Genomic DNA, 20,007 nt, shown 5'->3' on the forward strand with positions numbered 1-20,007 from the left:
AGTCAGGAATCTCCGGACGCCGGGGCTGATCGGCAGTGCGCGGCCAGATCTGAGAACAGCCCGTCCATCAGCAGGTCCACCGCGCGGGCGGCGGCCGGGCCGGTGGCGTTCTCGGCGGCGCCCTGCACCATGGCGAACATCAGGGCGAGGTCCTCGGACGTCAGGTCGGCGCGGACGTGGCCGTCCCGGTGGGCCCGGTTCATCGCGACGGCCACCGCCGCGATCGCCCGTTGCCGGTACCGCTGCTGCACCGCCGGTTCGAGGCGCCGGACCAGCCGGACCAGCTCGTGCATCGCGATCTGCCGGCGCAGCACCTCGTGGAGCAGGTCGCGGAACGGGACCTGCCCGGCGGCGAGCGCCTCCAGCAGGCGCAACTGATGGTCGATGACCGCGGCGACCAGGGCCTGCCGGTCGGCGAAGTGCCGGTAGAGGGTGGCCTGGGCGACACCGGCCCGCCGGGCGACCTCGGGCATCAGGGCGGCCGCGCCCCCGCCGGCCAGCACGTCGTTGGCGGCCTCGAGGATGGCGGCCCGGTTGCGCAGAGCGTCCCGGCGGCGGGTGACCGGGGCTCCGTACAGCACGCGGGTGACGTTACTAGCCGGTAACGAGAATGTCACCGTATTCAATTTCTCGGTACCGGTTCCTACTGTCCCGCCCATGTTGTTCCGCCGGTTCGCCCTCCTGCTCACCGTCATGGCCCTGGCCCTGACCGCGGCTCCCGCCCGAGCCGCCGAGCCCGTCACCGGGTTCCGCGCCGTCGACATCACCGGCGACGGCGGTGTCGTCCTCAAGGCCAACGTGATCGCCCCGGCCGCGAGCGGCCGGCACCCGGCAGTGGTGCTGCCGTCCAGTTGGGGACTCAACGACGCCGAGTACCTCGCCCAGGCGAAGGTGCTGGCCGGACGGGGGTACGTGGTCGTCTCGTACACGCCTCGCGGTTGGTGGTTCTCCGGGGGCCGGATCGACACGGCCGGCCCGAAGGACATGGCCGACCTGTCCCTCGTGATCGACTGGACGATCGCGAACACCGCGACCGACCCGTCCCGGATCGGGGCGGCCGGGATCTCGTACGGCGCCGGCATCAGCCTGCTCGGCGCCGCCCACGACGCACGGATCCGCGCGGTCGGGGTGCTCAGCGGCTGGACCGACCTGGTCGCCTCGCTCTACGCCGACCAGACCCGGCACCGCCAGTCGTCCGGGCTGCTGCAACTGGCCGCCCAACTGGTCGGGCGCCCCAGCGACGAGCTGACCGCCATGCTGGCCGACTTCAACGCGAACCGGGACGTGGACCGGGTGATGGCCTGGGCGAGGGTCCGCTCGGCGAGCACCTACCTGGACCGGATCAACGCGAACGGCCCGGCCGTGCTGATCGCCAACGCGTGGGGCGACTCGTTCTTCCCGCCGAACCAGCTGGCCGGGTTCTACCAGGGGCTGACCGGGCCGAAGCGTCTCGAGCTGCGCCCCGGCGACCACGCCATCGCCGAACTGACCGGCGTGCTGGGCCTGCCCAACGAAGTCTGGACCAGCCTGTACGCCTGGCTCGACGAACACCTCGACGGCGGCGCCCCGACCGGCCCGAACCCGGTCCAGGTCACGCCGTTGAACGCCGCCACCGAGACGTACCCGTCCTGGTCGGCGCTGACCGGCAGCACCCGCCGGTACGGCCTCGGCGCGATCCGCACGCTGGACGGCACCGGGCTGCTCGGCGGGGACCCGAGCACCGGCTGGAGCAAGACGCTGCCCACCGACCGGGACACCGTCGCCGCGGGCGGGGTCGTGCTGCTCACCAACGGGGCGTCCGCGATCACCGGGCAGCAGCCGCAGATCTGGCTGCCGTTCGTGGACCGGTCCCGGGCGGGTGTCTGGGCCGCCGAGCGGCCGTCGTCGGCGCAGCGCATCCGCGGGGTCCCGCGGGCACATCTGGAGATCTCCGGGAGCGCCACCGGGGGCACCCTGGTCGCCTATCTCTACGACCTGGATCCGCTCGGCAACGCCAAGCTGATCACCCACGCGCCGGCCACGTGGACGGCGAACGGCGACGTCGACCTGGACCTCTGGGCGACCGCCTACGATCTGCCGGCCGGACACTCGCTGACCCTCGTGGTCGACACGGTGGATCCGCTCTATTACGACGAGAACGACCCGAACGAGACGATTACCATCGGCGGCGGCTCCTATCTGGACATTCCGTTGAGGTAATTGTCGGTGATCAGGCAGAGAAACATCGCGGAATCATCATCGTCATTGCGCTTTCAGGCCTTCGCCTCCACCCGGAAACCGGACGGCCCTAGCGTTCGGTCCCGTGAGAGCGCGATTGACGATGATCATTGTTATGGTGCTGGCGGCGGCGCTCCTCGTGCCGCCGCCGGCGCGCGCCGCTCCCCCGCCCGGCTTCCAGACGTCGCTGGTCGTCGGCACCGACCTGAACGAGCCGTCCGGTTTCGAGATAGCCCCGGACGGGCGAATCTTCATACTGGAACGCGCAGGCACCGTCAAGATATTCAAAAACGGTCATCTGCTGGCCACGCCGTTCACCGTGCTGCCCTCCGAACCGACCGGCGACCGCGGGTTGATCGGCATCGCCTTCGACCCCGAGTTCGGCGTCGCCAACCACTACGTCTACTTCTATTACACCGGCCTCGACCTGCACAATCGCCTGGTCCGCTTCGACGCTTCCGGCGACGTCGGCACCGACGGCCCGTTCACGATCTTCCGCACCGAATCCCTCTCCCAGCACCTGCACGTCGGCGGCAGCATCCGATTCGGACCGGACGGCAAGCTCTATTTCGCGGTCGGTGACAACGGCTATTCCAGCAACGCGCAGATCCTCTCCAATCCGCACGGCAAGATCCTGCGGATCAACAGGGACGGCTCGATCCCCGCCGACAACCCCTTCTTCGGGCAGACCGACAAGGAACAGGCGATCTGGGCGTACGGCTTCCGCAACCCCTGGCGTTTTCAGTTCGACAGCGTCACCGGCCTGCTCTACGGCGGTGACGTGGGCGACTACACCTGGGAGGAGGTCAACCACATCGTCAAGGGCGGCAACTACGGGTGGCCGCTCAAGGAGGGCATGTGCACCACCGGCTGCGCCGGATTCGTCGACCCCATCTACACGTACGCCCACGACGGCGAGAGCGCGGCGGCCACCGGCGGCCCGGTCTACCGCGGCGCGACGTTCCCGCCCGAATACCAGGGCAACCTGTTCTTCGCCGACTACGCCAAGGGGTTCATCCGCCGCGCCGAACTCGACGCGAACGGCAACGCCACCGCCGTCCACGACTTCGACGCCACCGCCGGTGCCGTCGTCGACCTGAAGGTCGCGCCGGACGGGGACCTCTACTACCTCACCTACATCCCCGGCCGGCTCTACAAGATCGGCTACAGCCTGGGCAACCACTCGCCGACCGCGAACGCGACCTCCGACGTCGACAAGGGACTGAACCCGCTGACCGTGACGTTCTCCAGCGCCGGCAGCGCCGACCCGGACGGCGACCCGCTCACCTTCGCCTGGGACTTCGGCGACGGCACCACCGGCACGGCGGCGAACCCCACCCACACCTACGACGAGATCGGCGTCTACACCGCGAACCTGACCGTGACCGACAGCGAGGGCGACACCGGGGTCGCCGTCCCGCTGATCATCCAGGTGGGCATCGCGCCGACGCTGACCATCGCCGTGCCCGCCGACGAGTCCGCCTACCGGGCCGGGGACGTCATCACCTACAACGTGTTCGGCCGGGACGCAGCCGGCTTCGACCTGGACGACAACGGCCTGCGGACCACGGTGATCCTGCACCACCACACGCACGTGCACCCGTTCGCCGGGCCGCTCACCGGACGAGCCGGGCAGTTCACCATCCCGGACACCGGCGAGTCCTCCGCCGACACCTGGTACGAGATCAAGGTGACGGCCACCGACACCAACGACCTGAGCACCACCGAGTCGATCGAGATCCGGCCGGTCACCACCACGGTCACCGTCGAAACCAGCCCGCCCGGTCTCACCGCGTACCTGGACGGGGTGCCGGTGGCGGCCCCGCACGAGGTTCTCGGGGTGGAGAACTTCCGGCGCGAGTTGTACGCCCCGCCGACCGCGGCCGCCGCCGACGGCACGCGGTACCGTTTCGCCGGCTGGTCGGACGGCGGCGGCATCCGGCACACGATCGTCACGCCCGCGGCCGACACCGTGTACACCGCCCGCTACGAACCGGCGACCCCGTTCACCGCCACGTTCTTCGACAACAAGAACCTGGCCGGTACGCCGGTGCTGACCCGCACCGACCCGGCCGTCGACTTCGTCTGGGGCGAGGCCGCCCCCGATCCGGCCGTCCCGGCGAACGAGTTCTCGGCCCGCTGGACCCGGCGGGAGGTGTTCACCGCCGGCCGTTACCGGTTCACCACCGTCTCCGACGACGGCGTCCGGCTCTACCTCGACAACCGACTGGTGCTGGACCGGTGGCAGGGGCAGTCGGGCACGGCGTACGACTGGATCGGCGACCTCGGCGCGGGCACCCACACCATCACCCTCGAGTACTACGACGAGGGCGGCGACGCGATGGCCAAGCTGGACTGGGCCGCCGCCATCGACCAGCCGTCGGACACCTGGACGGCGGAGTACTGGAACACCCCCGGCGCCGGCTCCGCGCCGACCCTGCCGTCCGGCCCGCCCACCCTGACCCGCCAGGAGACGGGTGTCGACCACGACTGGGCGCTCGGCTCCCCGGACCCGTCGATCACCCCGGACCACTTCGCCGCCCGCTGGTCACGCACCCTGGCGCTGGCCCCCGGCGAGTACGAGTTCACCGCCACCGCCGACGACGGTGTCCGCGTGACGGTGGACGGTCTGCGGGTGATCGACGCCTGGACCGACGGCGCCGGGGTCCGCACCGGCGGCACGCTGCTCGGCGGCGGACCGCACACGGTGGTGATGGAGTACTACGAGAACGGCGGCGACGCGGTGGCGGAACTCGCCTACCGGCAGACCGCGGAGGCGCCCGACCCACCGGACTGGACCGGTGAGTACTTCCCGAACATGACGCTGGACGGCGATCCCGCGGTGACCCGGCCGGACCACACGCTGTCCTTCGACTGGGGTGGCGGCGCGCCGGCCGCCGGGATACCCGCCGACGGGTTCTCCGCCCGGTGGACCCGCACCGACGTCCTGCCGGCCGGGGTGTACCGGTTCTCCGGTGCGAGCGACGACGGCATCCGGGTGTTCCTGGACGGCGTCCCGATCGTCGACCGGTGGGTCGGCCAGAACGCCACGTTCAGCACCGACCGCCTGGTACTGGCCGGTCCACACCAGATCCGGGTGGAGTACTTCGAGGACGGCGGCGGCGCGCTGGCCCGTCTCGGCTATCAGCGGATCGGCGACGTCGGCCCGGTGGACGGCTGGACCGGGGAGTACTTCGCCGGCACCACGCTGACCGGCGATCCGGTGCTGACCCGGCAGGACGACACGATCGGCTTCGACTGGGGCGACGGGTCACCGGGTCCGGGGATTCCCGCCGACGGCTTCTCCGCCCGGTGGACCCGTACGGCTGACTGGGCCGAGGGCACCTACCGCTTCGCCGCCACCGGCGACGACGGCATCCGGGTCCGGCTGGACGGCGTCACCGTGGTCGACGGCTGGTCCGATCACGGCCCCACCACCTTCACCGCCGACATCGCGGTCGGTTCCGGCGAACACACCGTGGTCGTCGAGTACTACGAGGCCGGCGGCGGAGCGGTCGCCCGGTTCACCCAGAGCGCTCTCTGACGGTTGAAAGGGGTTCCGCCCGATGGACATCCGACTGAAGTCTCCACCTGAGGTGAGTGTCGTGGTACCCACCCGTAACGAGGCGGAGAACGTCGGCCCGCTGGTCGAGCGGGTCCGGGACGCTCTCGGCGCCACGCCCGGCGAGATCCTGTTCGTGGACGACAGCGACGACGAGACCCCGGGCGTCATCTCCGCCCTGGCGGAGGACGACCCCGACCGGGTACGCCTGCTCCACCGTCCCGCCGGCCAGCGGTCCGGCGGCCTCGGCGGTGCGGTGGTGGCCGGTTTCGCCACGGCCCGGGCGCCCTGGGTGGTGGTGATGGACGGCGATCTGCAGCACCCGCCGGAGACGGTCCCGGAGTTGCTCGCCGCCGGTCGGGTCGACCGGGCCGACGCGGTGGTGGCCAGCCGCTACCGGGCCCGGGGCCGGGTGACCGGCCTGGGCGGCTGGTTCCGGCGGGTCGCCTCGCGGGCTTCCGGCACCCTGGCGAAGGTCGTCTTCCCGGTGCGCCTGCGGGCCGTCTCCGACCCGATGAGCGGCTTCTTCGCCGTACGCCGGGAGGCGCTCGACCCGGTCGCGCTGCGCCCCCGCGGCTACAAGATCCTGCTGGAGATGGTGGTCCGCGGGCGTCTGCGCCGGATCGCCGAGGTGCCGTACACGTTCCAGCCGCGGACCGCGGGCGAGAGCAAGGCGTCGCTGCGCGAAGGACTGCGCTACCTGCGGCACCTGGCCGTGCTGCGGCTGGCCACCCTGCGGCATCCGGGCTCGGCGGCCGGGCGGATGACCGGGTTCGCCGCCGCCGGCGCGGCCGGGACGGCGGTCAACTCGGCCGTGCTGTGGGCGCTGGGCGAGCAGGCCGGGCTGCCCTATCTGCTCGCCGCGTTCCTCGCCGTCCAGGTGGCGATCGTGTGGAACTTCGCGGTCGTCGACCACCTGGTGATGCCGCCCGGCGCGCACGCCCGGGGCCGCCGCTTCGGCCGGTTCCTGCTGCTCAACAACACGCTGACGCCGGTGCACCTGGGCCTGCTGCACGGTCTGGTCCAGTACGGCGGCCTGCACTACCTGCCGGCCAACGTGCTCGCCGTCGTGGTCGTCTTCCTGCTGCGCTACACCGTCACCAACCGCTGGGTGTACGGCGGCGCCGCGCTCTGGCCCGCGGTGCGCCGGACGATGCGGATCCGCCTGCTGCTGGCCGCGCTGCTCACCGTGGTGGCGTTCCCCGCGCTGGCGCTGCTGGCCCGGGACAGCCTGTGGGACCGCGGTCCGGGCGTGCCGCTGCTGATCCCGGTGGCCGCCGCGGCGGTGCTGGTGGTGACCCGGATCCGCCCGCAGCGCGACGAGCCGGACGTGCACGACCGGCAGGTCGACGGGCTGCTCGCCACCGCGTTCCTGGCCGTCGCCGCGACGCTGCTGACGCTGATGCCGGCGCCCGCACCGGTGACCTGGCTGGTACCGGCCGCCTGCGCCTTCCTGGCCGCCGCCACGATCCTGCTGCTCGGCACCCGGACGGTCGCCCGGCTGCGCTGGGCCCTGGCCCTGCCCCTGGTCGCGGCGGTCCCGGTCACCGGGCACGCCGTCGACGCCGTGCTCCGGTCGGTGGCCGTCCTGCTGGGCCGGCCCGGCGGACCGGCCCGCGCCGGTGACGACCTGGTCACCGTGCACCACGGCGAGGTGCTCACCCTGTCCGCCGGCCGGCTGCCCGGCGCCGCCCTGGCCGGGGCGCTGCTCTGCCTGCTGATCGGCGCGGTGGTCCTGCGGGTCGCACCACGCCGGGCGCTCACCGCCACGGCCGTCACCCTCGCCGCGGGCGCCGTCGCGGTGCCGGTCGTGCTGCTGGTCGGCCAGGTGGCCGGGGCCGGGGCGTTCCGCGTGGCCCAGCTGCCGGTGTTCACCGACGTCCTGCTCGCCGGGACCGTCGCGGCGTTCACCGCCCGCTGGTCCCGGAACCGCCCGATACCGGCACCCACCCCGCGGCCGTACCTGCCCCGGGGGCGGTTCGCCCTGCTCACGCTGGTCGCCGCGGCCGCCCTGCTGGGTCTGCGGGGGATCACCGCATGAGGCATTCCGCACACGTCGTGCTCTCCCGCCCGCAACGCGCCGGGCTGATCGTGGCGCTGCTCCTGATCGGCGTGTGGGCGGTGCTGCGCCCGATGGCGGTGCTGCAGACCGTGGTCGCGCTGGTGACGATCGCGTATACCGCGGCGATCGTCTTCCGGGTGGTGCTGGTCTGGGCGGCCGGCCGCGGCGAACACCGGGTGACGGTGTCCGACGAGGAGGCCCGCGCGATCGGTGACGCGGAACTCCCGGTCTACACGGTGCTGGTGCCGGCGTACCGGGAACCGGACGTGATCGGGCTGCTCATGGCGCACCTGGGCGCCCTGGAGTACCCGCCGGACAAGCTCGAGGTGATCCTGCTGCTGGAGGAGGACGACCAGGCGACGATCGACGCCGCCGAGTCCGTGGTCACCGGCGGGCACATCCGCATCCTGGTGGTGCCCGAGTCACAGCCGAAGACCAAGCCGAAGGCCTGCAACGTCGGCCTGGCCGTGGCCACCGGCGAGTTCGTCACCATCTACGACGCCGAGGACGTGCCGGACCCGCTGCAACTGCGCCGGGCCGTCGTCGCGCTGCGCCGCCTCGGCCCCACCTACGTCTGTCTCCAGGCCGAACTCGGCTACTTCAACGTGGACCAGAACCGGATCACCCAGTGGTTCGCGCTGGAGTACGCCACCTGGTTCCGCTCGCTGCTACCCGGCCTGGTGGCGCTGCGGATGCCGATCCCGCTGGGCGGCACCAGCAATCACTTCCGGACAGCGGAACTGCGGGAACTCGGGGCGTGGGATCCCTACAACGTCACCGAGGACGCCGACCTGGGCATCCGGCTGGCCCGGTCCGGCCACCGGGTCGGGGTGCTGGCCTCGGTCACCCTGGAGGAGGCCAACTCGGACTTCATCAACTGGATCAAGCAGCGCAGCCGCTGGTACAAGGGCTACCTGATGACCTGGCTGGTGCACCTGCGGGCGCCCCGGGCCACGATCCGCCAACTCGGCTGGCGCGGTCTGCTCTGCCTCAACCTCTTCGTCGGCGGCACGCCCCTGGCGGCGCTGCTCAACGCGGTGCTCTGGGCCACCACGATCCTCTGGTTCCTGGACCGTCCCCCGATCATGGAGGAGATCTTCATTCCGCCGTACTACTACCTCGGCCTGCTCTGCCTGATCTTCGGCAACGCCACGGTGATCTACCTGAACGTGCTCTCCGCGCGGACCATGAACCGGCCCGACCTGCTCGGCACGGCACTGCTCTCCCCCGCGTACTGGGCGATGATGAGCCTGGCCGGGGCGAAGGCCGCCTGGCAGCTGGTCTTCAAACCGTCCTACTGGGAGAAGACCACGCACGGGCTGCACCTGCCCCGCAAGGAAGCGCCGGCCCATGCGGAGTGAACGCCGGATCGTCCTGCTGACCTGCGGACTCGCCTACCTGGTGATGGCCCTCTGGTTCTGGCGCCACGACCTGGTCCCCGGCGACTCCGCCAGCCGGGCCGCCAACGCCTACTACACGATCTTCAGCCGCGACCCGCACCTGGCCGCGATCGGTTTCGTGTGGAACCCGCTGCCCTCGTTGATCCTGCTGCCGTTCCTGCCGCTCGGCCTGCTCGTCCCGGCACTCACCCAGGAGGGCCTGCTGGTGGTGCTGGTCTCGGCGGCACTGATGACGGCCACCGTCGCGGTCGTCCACGACGTGCTGCGCCGCTCCGGCGTCCCGGTGACGCCCCGGCTGGTGCTGACCGCGGCGTTCGCGCTGCACCCGATGATCGTCGTCTACGCCGGCAACGGGATGAGCGAGGCGTGTTTCCTGCTCTGCCTGCTGCTGGCGGTCCGGTCCCTGCTGATCTGGCTGCTCGACGGCCGGCCCGAGTCGCTGGTGCCGCTCGGACTGGCGGTCGGCCTCGCCTACGGCGCACGCTACGAGGCGCTCGCCCCGGTTGCCGCCGTCCCGGTGCTGGTCGGCCTCATCTCGTACGTACGCCACACCGGTGATCGCAGCATCCGGCTGGCGACGGCCCGGACCGACGCGGTGATCGCCGGACTGCCCGGATTGCTGGCCGTGCTGCTCTGGGCGACCGCCGGGCGCCTGATCGTCGGGCAGTGGTTCGCGACCTTCTCCTCGCAGTACGGCAACTCCGCCCAGGTGTCCGCGAACAGTGGCGGCATCTCCTCGGTGACCGGCGACGACCTGCCCGGACGCCTCGGGTACGGCCTGCAGCAACTGCTCGGCCTGGCCCCGTTCGTGCTGGTGCTGCTGGCCGCGGCCCTGCTCGTGGTGTGGCGGCGCAACGATCTGCGCCCGCTCGCGCCGGTCACCGTGCTCGGTGCGGTGCTCGCCTTCGACGTGCTCGCCTTCCTCTCCGGCACGTCGTTCGGCTGGCTGCGCTTCCACATCGCGGCCGTCCCGCTGTCGGTCCTGCTCGCCGGGCACCTGATCGCCGTGCTCCCGGCCCGGGCCCCGGGGTGGCGCCGGGTCGTGCCGCTGGTCCTGGTGCTCGCCGCGATACCCAGCACGCTGATCACTCTCGGACGACCCACCCTCGCACGGGAGGAGTCCGAATGGCTGACCGCCGGTGGTGCCGCCCGGACCAGCGGGCTCGCGCACGTCAACCGGCGGGTGGCCGCCGATCTGGACGCGCTCGGACTGCCGGAGGGGGCGGTACTGACCGACGCGGCGTACGCCTTCGGGGTGGTCCTGGCCAGTGACAACCCGAAGCAGTTCGTCATCACCCCGGACCGGGACTTCCCGGCCGTGCTGGCCGACCCGGCCGCGCACGGGGTCCGGTACCTGCTGCTCTCCGCGCAGGGTGCCGCGGACGCGGTGCGCACCCGGCACTTCGGACCGGGATCCGGCGTCACGCTCACGGGGGCCGTCCGAACGTGGAGTGATCCCTCCGGGGGGACGCAGTGGACGTTGACCCGGGTGTGAAAAACCACCCTCGCTTGCGGAGTGTGTTCATGCTGATACTCATAGGCATGGAACGCTCGCAGGGACATGACGGGGTGACGGCATGGCGGCGGTGGGCGAGATCGTTGCCGGGCGTTACCGGGTCGACCGCAGGCTCGCCGAGAGCGGGCTCAGCCGGGTCTGGCTCGCCCACGACCTGGCCACCCGCACCGATGTCGTCCTCAAACAGTCCACTCTGCCCGCCGGGCTCGACCCCTTTCAGCGCGACCTGATCCGCCGCTGGGCACTGCCCGAGGCCCGGGCGGTCGCCCGGGTCGTGCACCCCCACGTGATCCGCACGATCGACGTCTTCCCGGACGACGACGGCCCGTGGATCGTGATGGAGTACCTCCCCTCCCGCTCCCTGCAGGAGATCGTCGCGACCGGTGGGCCACTGCCGCCCCGCCGGGTCGCCCGGATCGGCCTGGCCCTGCTCGGCGCGCTGACCACGGCCAACCGGGCCGGGCTGCTGCACCTCGACGTCAAACCGGGCAACGTGCTGATCACCGACGACGGCCGGGTGGTGCTCACCGACTTCGCCCCGGCGGTCAGCCCGCCCGGCGTCGCCGCGATGGCCCGCGCCGGGATCGTGCTCGGCTCACCGAAGTACATCGCCCCGGAACGCCTCCAGCACCGGATCTCCACCTCCCGCGCCGACCTCTGGTCGCTGGGCGCCACGCTCTACCACGCGGTCGAGGGCCGGCCGCCCTACCAGCGGGCGACCACCACAGAGACGCTGCGTGCGCTCGGCGCGAGCCGGCCCGACCCGATGCGCCGGGCCGGGCCGCTGGCCGGGGTGCTCACCGCCCTGCTGCGGCGCGACCCGCTGTCCCGACCCACCCCGGAGGAGTTGGAGAAACGCCTGCGCCGGGTGGCCGAGGGCCGGATCCGCCGCCGTCGCAACAGGTTCGCCACGACCACCGCGGTGGTCGCCCTCGCTGCCGCCATCGCGGCGGGTGCCACCGGCACGGCCCGATCGGGTACGCCGCCCGCGGTCGTCCCGCAGCCGGCCGGATCCGGGGCACCGCGCGCCCTGCCGGACGAGTTCGCCTGGTGGAACGACCGCAGCGGCTACCGGGTGGCCGTCCCCGAGTCGTGGCCGGCCGACCGGCGACCGGACGGTTCCATGGCGTTCACCGCCCCCGGCGGCCGGTCCACGCTGCGCATCGACCGGTGGCCCCGCCCACCGGGCAACCCGGTGGCGGCCCTGCTCGCCGAGGAGCGCGCCACGGTCCTGGACGACTACGCCCGGCTGCGCATCGAGGCGTCACCGGAGCCGGCCGGGGCGGTCTGGGAGTACACGTTCCTGGCCGCGGACGGGGTGGCGATGCGCGGGCTGAGCCGGATGATCCGCAGCGGGACGGTCACGTACCTGCTGGAGTGGCACACCACCCGGGCCGGCTGGGCGGCGACGCTGCCGCAGCTCACGGTGGCGCTGGAGACGTTCGGCCCGCGGAGCGGAGCGTAAGGATCGTCACGGGGTCAACAGCGTTGACAGCGAGGTCAACAGTGTTGACACTTTGGCGGTATCCCTCGCTCCCCGAAAGTCACCACCATGCCACGTTCCGGTGCCCTGCCCCGCCAGCTCTCCTGGTTCATGCTGGTCGGCGCACTCAGCACGGTCCTGCAGACCGCCGTGTACGTGGCGGTCCGCGGCACTGTCCCGGCCACCTGGGCCAGCTGGATCGCCCTGCTCGCGGTGACACCGCTGAACACCGAGGCACACCGGCGGGTGACGTTCGGGGTGACCACCGCCGCGGTCGGGCGGCTGCACTGGGAGGCCGGGCTCACCTCCGTCGCGGTCTACCTGGCGAACCTGGCGGTCGGGCCGTGGTTCGCCCCGATCGCCGGGCTCGCCACCACCGTGATGCCGGGCGCGGTAGCGGAAGCGCTGGTCCTGGGGCTGACCGGCAGCCTGATCGGAGGGCTGCGCTACCTGCTCCTACGCGGCTGGGTCTTCGCCGCCCACCGGCATCAGCCCGCCGCACCGGCCGAACCCGCCGCTGCCACCGCGACTCTCCCCCCGGCTCTCCCCGCGGCCCTGTCCGCCGGCCGGCCCTCCGCCGGCCGGTCAGGCCTCCTGTTCGTGGGCAGACGCCTCTTCGCCGGCGGGCGGCTCCTCACACGCGGACCGGGCCGCCTCTTCACGGGCGGGCGCCCGTTCGCGGGCAGGTCGGGCGGTCCCTTCGCGGATCGGCTCAGTGCGGGCCGGCGTTGTCCAGCAGACTCTGGATCGCGTCTCCGTAGAGCGCGACGATCGCCGGCTGGTCGGCGCAACTCAACACCGGATCAGCGACCAGCCAGTAGGCGTTGATCAACCCGACGAACTGGGCGGCGACCAACCGGGCCCGCAACTCGGGATGATCCCCGCCGATCCGGCCGGCGAGCGGACCGACGAACACGTCGTGCATCGACGCCCGCAACCGCTCCTTGATCTCCGGACGGTCCGAGGCGCTGAGCATCGCCCGGTAGACACCGGCCGCCGGGGAATGCGCCGCCTCGACGACGAACCGGACCAGCTCCCGCCCCAGCGAGTCGAGCGGCCCGGCCAGGATCCGGGGCAGCTCCGCCGCAATCGTGATCGTGGTGAGGAACAGCCCCTCCTTCGATCCGAAGTGGCGGATCACCAGGGCAGGGTCGCAGCCCGCAGCCGCGGCGATCGCCCGGACGGTGGTGGCGCCGTAACCGTCGCGAGCGAACATCTCCTTCGCCGCATGGCGGATCGCCTCACGGGACGGGGGATTCGGCTGCGGCATCACCTCATCCTATGGCCGCCGCGCTCGCCGGCCACCTGCCGACCGGCCCGTTCCCCAGCGCGCCCGAGCCACCGGGCCCGGCCCGCCGCCACGATCGCCTGCCGTCCCGGTGGCCGCTGACGCTTCATCACCGGAGCCTGCGTTAGTTGCCGGCCCGGCCGTGTCAGTTGCCGGCCCGGCCGCATCAGTTGCCGGCCCTGCCGCATCAGTTGCCGGCCCGGCTGCGTCGACGGCCGAGGATCAGCGCCACCACACCGGCGGCGATCAGTCCCGCGCCGCCGAGCCCGAGAGCCGCGACATTCGCACCGGTCAACGGGAGCGAGCTTCCGGCCGTACCCCCATCGCCCGCAACCGTCTCCGCGACCGGAACCGTGTCCGCGACATCTCCCCGCGCCGAGCTGTCGTCGTTTCCGCCCTGTCCAGAGCCGCTGTCGCCATCGCTGCCGCCGGTACTGCCACCGCTACCGCCGTCGCCGCTGCCACTGCCGCTACCACCGCTGCTGTCGCCGTCGCTGCCGTCGCTGCCATCACCGCTGCCGCTACCGTCGCTGTTGCCGCTACCGCTGCCGCTGCCGTTGACGGCGCTGCCGCCGTCGTCGTGGCCGGATCCGGCGCCGTTCGCCGCGGAACCGTCGTCCGAGGAGCCGCCCGCGTCGTCGCGCGAGGACGAGCCGTATCCGTCGGACCCGCCGCCCGAACCAATATCCGTGCCCGGTTCGCTCCCGCTGTCCGAGTCGGTGTCCGTGTGGTGGCCGCCGCCCCCGCCGCCCGGCGCGGTCGCCGAGACCGCCATCTGCCCGACCGCGACGTCCAGCAGGTGCGCCGACCCGGCCTTCACCTCGACCCGGACCGTCGCCGCCTCCGCGCCCACCTCCCGGCCGGCGTTCTTCTTCTGCACCTCGCCGAGGGTGAGCCGCACCGCGAGCGCCGTCCGCTTGCCCGCGCCGACGCTGCCGACCAGGTCGAGCGAGACGTCCGCGCCGGTGTCCTTCAGGACCCGCACCACCTTGCCGTGATGGGAGACCTCCAACGTCGCCGGCCGGTAGTCCACGGCCGGCGACGCCCCGGCGGTGACCTGCAGCGTCGGCTGGCTGATCACCTTGACGGCGATCTCCTGCTCGCTGCCGCCGAAGAGGGTGAGGCCGGCCAGGGACACCCCGGCGGACGCGCGGACGCCGACTTTTCCGGCCGGTAGGCGTACCAGATCGGTGGCGCTCTGGGTGGAACCGACCGGCCCCACCTTGAGCAGGCTGGTCTTCTTGACCCCGAGCAGGCCGTCGACGGCCTGGACGGCCGGCGCCTGGGGGGAGCCGCCGAGCACGGACAGCCCGGTCAGCATGGTCGCCGAGCGGGTGAGCGCCCCGACCTTGCCGCACCGGTACCCGTCCTCCCAGGCGGCCGACGCGGTGGCCTTGCCCACCTTGACCGTGGTGAGTCCGCCCGCATCGAGGGAGGCCAGTTCCGCCTCGGCCGGGCTGCCGTGTCCGGGTGCCCGGGCTACCGCCGCCCGGTCCGTCAGCGGGAGCCCGAGGAGTCGCGTCTCGGCGTAGCGTCCGGCGGCCACCGACCGGTACGGCCGGCCCGCGCTGTCCACGCTGCCCTGCGCCACGGCGAGCCGTACGTCCGCCAACGCCGGCAGCCCCCTGGTGAGCGGGCCGGGATCCAGCACCGCGATCTTCACGAGGTCGGCCTGGGCGCGGGCGGTGAACGGGCCCACGGTGCAGCCGGCGGCGGCCGCGGGTGCCGCCGGAACGGCGAGCAGCGCGGTGACCGTGGCGGCACCGAGGGCGGGTACGGAGCGACGAGCGATCGGCATGAGCATCCCTTCCGGGTGGGGAAGTTGTCCGATCTCTCATCGACTTGCCCGGTTTGGGAGCTACGGGCGATGCGACCCTCGCGCGCCATCAGCACAAAGGCTCAGATAGCTATTTATCCTCTTGATACGTCGCACCGCCGGATGATTCCTCCGAAAGCGGACGCGCGCCGCCTTCCGGGGGTCCCGCCGCGGACTGTCCCCCGGCCGCCAGCTCCGGAAACTTCACATCGAAGGCCGGGCGCTCGGACCGGATCCGCGGCATCCGGTCGAAGTTCCGCAACGGCGGCGGGCTCGACGTGGCCCACTCGAGCGAGTTGCCGTGGCCCCACGGATCGTCCACGGTCACCACCTCACCCACCCGGTACGACTTCCAGACGTTGTAGAGGAACGGCAACGTGGCGGCGCCCAGGATGAACGAGCCGATCGTCGAAACGGTGTTCAGCGTGGTGAAACCGTCGCCCGGGAGGTAGTCGGCGTACCGCCGGGGCATGCCCTCGTTCCCCAGCCAGTGCTGCACCAGGAACGTGGTGTGGAACCCGATGAACGTCAACCAGAAATGCAGCCGGCCGAGGCGTTCGTCGAGCATCCGGCCGAACATCTTCGGGAACCAGAAATAGACGCCGGAGAACACCGCGAAAACGATCGTCCCGAACAGCACGTAGTGGAAGTGCGCCACCACGAAATAGCTGTCGTGCACGTGGAAGTCGACCGGCGGCGACGCGAGCAACACCCCGGTCAGCCCTCCGAGCAGGAACGTCACCATGAACCCGACGGCGAACAGCATCGGCGTCTCGAGCGTCACCTGGCCACGCCACATGGTGCCGATCCAGACGAAGAACTTCATGCCGGTCGGGATCGCGATCAGATAGCTGAGGAAGCTGAAGAACGGCAGCAGCACCTGGCCGGTGGCGAACATGTGGTGTGCCCACACGCTCATCGAGAGCATCGTGATGAGAATGGTCGCGGCGACCAGGGTCTTGTATCCGAAGACCGGTTTGCGGCTGAACACCGGCACCACTTCGGTGATGATCCCGAAGAACGGCAGCGCGATGATGTAGACCTCGGGATGCCCGAAGAACCAGAACAGGTGCTGCCACAGCATCGGGCCGCCGGTCTCGACGTTGAACACCTGCGCACCGAGCACCCGGTCGGCGGCGAGCGCGAACAGCGCGGCCGCCAGGAACGGGAACACCAGCACCACCAGCAGGCTGGTGAGCAGGATGTTCCACGTCATGATCGGCATCCGGAACATGGTCATGCCCGGCGCCCGCAGACACAGCGTCGTGGTGATCATGTTGACCGCGCCGAGGATCGTGCCGACACCGGAGATCGCCAGCCCGACGACCCACATGTTGCCGCCCACCCCCGGCGAATACTGCCCGGTGCTCAACGGCGTGTAGGCGGTCCACCCGAAATCAGCCGCGCCGCTCGGCACCAGGAAACCGCCGAACGCGATCAGCCCGCCGAAGAAATAGAGCCAGTACGCGAAGGCGTTGAGCCGCGGAAACGCCACATCCGGCGCCCCGATCTGAATCGGCACCACGAAGTTGGCGAACGCGAACACGATCGGCGTCGCGAAGAACAACAGCATGATCGTGCCGTGCATGGTGAACAGCTGGTTGTACTGCTCCGGGGAGAACAGCTGCATGCCCGGGCGCCCCAGCTCGGCCCGCATCAGCAGCGCCATCAGCCCGCCGAGGACGAACCACACGAACGCGGTGACGAGATACATGATGCCGATCTGCTTGGCATCCGTGGTCCGGATCGTGCGGGCCAGCCACGCTCCCCGAACCTGTCGCTGCACCGGCCAGCGCCGGGTCTGCACGGGTCGTGGCGAAACAGCAGTCATCGACATTCCTCCCCGCCTGTTCGTACTCCCCCCGCCCCGGCCTGCCAACCCGGCGCCCGGGAAGGTGCAACATCCGCACAACCCCGCCCGCCCCTGGCGTCACGACCCCCCGGCCACCTCACCCTTGTCACACGTCAGCTTGTTCCGGGGTACGCCCCACCCAGTACCGTCGCCGGATGACGATCACCCCGGAAGCCCGCACCACGGACGCCTCCCCGCACGTCGCCATCAGCTTCGAACCGCCCGCCACCCCGGCGGTCCCCTCGTTCGACCCGCCCGCGACCCCGGACGCGGACCCCACCACGCCCGTTCCCGAGTCCCCCGCCGCGCCGCCGTTCGACGTCCCCGCCACGCCCACCGTCCCCGGCTTCGACGACACCCACGCCGTCCCGCACTCGTCCTGAAACCGCCCCATCAAGTCGGCACAACCCCCGAGGTTTAGCTCGAGCTATAGTTGCCTGATGCCCCCCTGACCAAGCACATCGCTGGTCCATCAAGGTCACCGCCGATGTCCGGACCTGGCTGCGAGCGCTACGGCAGTCGGACCCGAACGCCTTTCGATCGGTGAACACCGCCATCGACATGCTTGCGGAGACGGGGCCAGGGCTCGGCCGCCCCATCGTCGACACCTTGAGAGGGTCGACGATCGCCAACCTGAAAGAGCTGCGCCCACGTTCCGGTAGAGATACCGCGATCCGGATCCTTTTCGTCTTCGACCCCTGGGCTCAAGCCGTGTTGCTGGTGGCGGGTAACAAGGCGGGAGATTGGTCTCGGTGGTACAAATCAGCCATCCCCATCGCAGAGATCGCCTACGACGCCTGGTTGACCGCGGAGAAGAAACGGAGGGACGACTCGTGAGCGAGTTCCATGACTGGGATGACGTCCGCGCCGAGTTGCATGACGGCGACGATGAGGCGCTGACCGCCGAACGTGCCCGCACCGAGGCCTGGATCAACGCGTTCCACCTGGCCGAGGAACGCAAACGCCTAGGGTTGACACAACGGCAGGTCGCCGAGCTGATGGGCGTCTCGCCGGGCCGGATCAGCCAGATCGAGAACGGCGACCTGGAGGTCAACGAGGTCGCGACCCTGAGCCGGTACGCCCGAGCCCTCGGCGCCCGGATGCGGATCATCTTCGATTACGGCGACGACCTGCGCCAGATCGCCTGAGGGCGGCCCGAGTCGCCGGGCTGACCGGCCGGTCGTTGCCCACGGGATGGTCCGCTGCTGGTCAGCGCCAGTCGGGCGGGTCGGTGGGGTGCAGGTGTGGGTCGGTGACCGCGAAGGTGCGGACCGGGCCGGGCGGGGTGCGCGGCCCCTCGAAGCGGACCGTGACCCGGCCCAGGCCACTGCCCCAGACCCAGCCCGCCCCGAACTCGTCGTGCCGCACGTCCTGCCCCGGCCGCCAGACCGGCGGCCCGCTCCCCGCCACCCCGCCGTCCCCGAATCCCGCCGCCGGGGCAGGCGCTCCCACAACCCCGGACTGCACAGACTCTGGTTCCCCAGGCTCGGACAACACCGACTCGGACCGTGCAGGCTCCGCAGCCGCGGCGACCGCCTCCGCGGGCGGACCGGAAGGCCTCTCAACGCCGGCACCCATCGCTTGGCCATCGCTCGGGGACTGCGCGTCAGACGACAGACCCGGCAACACCTCCAAAGCCAAGGCCGCCGGCGATGGGACAGAGAGCGGGGCAGAAGAGGATGACGAAACCGGACCGTCGGCATCGAACAGCAGCGGCGTCTCCGCACCAGCCGGGACCAAGGAACTGAACAGGTCGTCCTGAGCGAAGTCCGCCAACGTCGAGACCCCCACGCCGAGGAGACGGACGCCGGTGGAGGTGTCGACGTCGGCGAGCAGGCGCCGGGCCAACTGGGCCACCAGCCGCCCGTCGTCGGTCGGCTGGTCGCGGGTCACCGCGCGGGTGATCGTGGTGAAGTCGTGGTGGCGGACCTTGATGTTGACGGTGCGGCCGGTGACACCGCCGGCCCGCAGACGGCCGGCGACGCGGGCGGCCAGCAGGTCGAGCTCGCGCTGGAGGCGGACCGGGTCGGTGATGTCGACGTCGAAGGTCTCCTCGGCGGAGACCGACTTGGCCTCGCGGTCGCTCACCACCGGACGGTCGTCCTGGGCGCGGGCCAGCCGGAACAGGCCACCGCCGTGGGCGGTGCCGAACCAGTCGACGAGGTCGTCCAGCGGCACCCGGGACAGGTCGCCGACGGTGCGGACGCCGCTGCGGTGCAGGCGCTGCTCGGTAGCCGGCCCGACCCCGCCGAGCGACTTCACCGGCAGCGGGTGCAGGACCGTCAGTTCGTCGCCGGACGGCACCACGGTCAGGCCGTCCGGTTTGTTGAGCTCCGAACCGATCTTGGCGAGGAGTTTCGACGAGGCGACGCCGACCGAACCGGTCACGCCGCCGGTCGCGACGGCGATCGACCGCTTCAGCTCGAGGGCGAGATCGGTCACACCGGCCGGGGTCGGATCGTGCCCGCCGGCCGCGAGGTCGACGTAGGCCTCGTCGATGCTCACCTGCTCGACCAGCGGGGACAGCCCGGCCAACAGCTCCATCACCACGGCGCTGGTCATCTTGTACGCCGTGAAACGCGGCGACAGGTAGGCGGTCCCGGCCGGGCACAGCCGTCTGGCCTGCGCCATCGGCATCGCCGACCGGGCGCCGAAGACGCGGGCCTCATAGGACGCGGTGGACACCACGCCACGCCCGGCGACCCCGCCGACGATGACCGGTCTGCCCCGTAACGAGACCTTGTCGCGCTGCTCGACCGCGGCGAACATCGCGTCGAGATCGACGTGCAGGATGCTCGGCTCGCCCCTCAT

15 protein-coding genes are annotated in these 20,007 nt (G+C 71.5%); 10 read left to right on the forward strand and 5 right to left on the reverse strand.

All coding sequences use genetic code 11. The features are described 5' to 3' along the window. Positions 1 to 2: 2 nt before the first annotated feature. Entirely contained in the window at positions 3 to 581 is a 579-nt protein-coding gene (locus tag QSK32_RS38420) for a TetR family transcriptional regulator (protein ID WP_045745631.1), read from the reverse strand. A 76-nt stretch (positions 582 to 657) separates the two neighbouring features. Here QSK32_RS38420 and QSK32_RS38425 point away from each other — a divergent pair, with 76 nt between their 5' ends. The 7 genes from QSK32_RS38425 (at position 658) to QSK32_RS38455 (ending at position 13,068) form a co-directional block, all read left to right on the forward strand. Then, a complete protein-coding gene (locus QSK32_RS38425; RefSeq protein WP_285474702.1) occupies positions 658 to 2,199 on the forward strand; it encodes a CocE/NonD family hydrolase in 1,542 nt (513 codons plus the stop codon). A 103-nt stretch (positions 2,200 to 2,302) separates the two neighbouring features. After that, positions 2,303 to 5,761: a PA14 domain-containing protein gene (locus QSK32_RS38430; protein WP_285474703.1), complete on the forward strand. Its 3,459-nt coding sequence runs from the start codon at positions 2,303 to 2,305 to the stop codon at positions 5,759 to 5,761. Positions 5,762 to 5,783: 22 nt separating this feature from the next. Next, a complete protein-coding gene (locus QSK32_RS38435) occupies positions 5,784 to 7,820 on the forward strand; it encodes a glycosyltransferase family 2 protein (RefSeq protein ID WP_285474704.1) in 2,037 nt (678 codons plus the stop codon). Further along, positions 7,817 to 9,202, forward strand: a complete 1,386-nt coding sequence (locus QSK32_RS38440) for a glycosyltransferase (RefSeq protein WP_045745633.1) — start codon at positions 7,817 to 7,819, stop codon at positions 9,200 to 9,202. The genes QSK32_RS38435 and QSK32_RS38440 overlap by 4 nt, the downstream gene beginning before the upstream one ends. After that, the gene (locus QSK32_RS38445; RefSeq protein ID WP_052720933.1) at positions 9,192 to 10,736 is read left to right on the forward strand and encodes a hypothetical protein; all 1,545 of its coding nucleotides are present in this window, start codon (positions 9,192 to 9,194) and stop codon (positions 10,734 to 10,736) included. The genes QSK32_RS38440 and QSK32_RS38445 overlap by 11 nt, the downstream gene beginning before the upstream one ends. Before the next feature lie 82 nt (positions 10,737 to 10,818). Then, entirely contained in the window at positions 10,819 to 12,222 is a 1,404-nt protein-coding gene (locus QSK32_RS38450) for a serine/threonine-protein kinase (protein WP_285474705.1), read from the forward strand. Between the two features lie 87 nt (positions 12,223 to 12,309). Further along, entirely contained in the window at positions 12,310 to 13,068 is a 759-nt protein-coding gene (locus QSK32_RS38455) for a GtrA family protein (protein ID WP_285474706.1), read from the forward strand. Here QSK32_RS38455 and QSK32_RS38460 read toward each other — a convergent pair. From QSK32_RS38460 to ctaD, 3 genes are all read right to left on the reverse strand, one after another. Further along, entirely contained in the window at positions 12,953 to 13,510 is a 558-nt protein-coding gene (locus tag QSK32_RS38460; RefSeq protein ID WP_045745634.1) for a TetR/AcrR family transcriptional regulator, read from the reverse strand. The genes QSK32_RS38455 and QSK32_RS38460 overlap by 116 nt on opposite strands. A gap of 205 nt (positions 13,511 to 13,715) precedes the next feature. Beyond that, entirely contained in the window at positions 13,716 to 15,326 is a 1,611-nt protein-coding gene (locus tag QSK32_RS38465) for a hypothetical protein (RefSeq protein WP_285474707.1), read from the reverse strand. A gap of 109 nt (positions 15,327 to 15,435) precedes the next feature. Continuing rightward, on the reverse strand, positions 15,436 to 17,175 hold the full coding sequence (gene ctaD, locus QSK32_RS38470) for an aa3-type cytochrome oxidase subunit I (RefSeq protein ID WP_045745653.1): 1,740 nt from the start codon (positions 17,173 to 17,175) through the stop codon (positions 15,436 to 15,438). Between the two features lie 176 nt (positions 17,176 to 17,351). Here ctaD and QSK32_RS38475 point away from each other — a divergent pair, with 176 nt between their 5' ends. The 3 genes from QSK32_RS38475 (at position 17,352) to QSK32_RS38485 (ending at position 18,344) form a co-directional block, all read left to right on the forward strand. After that, positions 17,352 to 17,579 (forward strand): hypothetical protein, encoded by a 228-nt coding sequence (locus QSK32_RS38475; RefSeq protein ID WP_045745635.1) that lies wholly within the window; start codon positions 17,352 to 17,354, stop codon positions 17,577 to 17,579. An 88-nt stretch (positions 17,580 to 17,667) separates the two neighbouring features. Beyond that, a complete protein-coding gene (locus QSK32_RS38480) occupies positions 17,668 to 18,033 on the forward strand; it encodes a type II toxin-antitoxin system RelE/ParE family toxin (protein ID WP_502872585.1) in 366 nt (121 codons plus the stop codon). Then, positions 18,030 to 18,344, forward strand: a complete 315-nt coding sequence (locus QSK32_RS38485; protein ID WP_045745637.1) for a transcriptional regulator — start codon at positions 18,030 to 18,032, stop codon at positions 18,342 to 18,344. The genes QSK32_RS38480 and QSK32_RS38485 overlap by 4 nt, the downstream gene beginning before the upstream one ends. Before the next feature lie 61 nt (positions 18,345 to 18,405). Here QSK32_RS38485 and QSK32_RS38490 read toward each other — a convergent pair whose 3' ends face one another. Beyond that, the gene (locus QSK32_RS38490; RefSeq protein ID WP_045745638.1) at positions 18,406 to 20,007 is read right to left on the reverse strand and encodes a DNA polymerase IV; all 1,602 of its coding nucleotides are present in this window, start codon (positions 20,005 to 20,007) and stop codon (positions 18,406 to 18,408) included.

Origin of the sequence: Actinoplanes sp. NBRC 101535 (assembly GCF_030269225.1) — a bacterium.
Taxonomy (GTDB): Bacteria; Actinomycetota; Actinomycetes; order Mycobacteriales; family Micromonosporaceae; genus Actinoplanes; species Actinoplanes rectilineatus.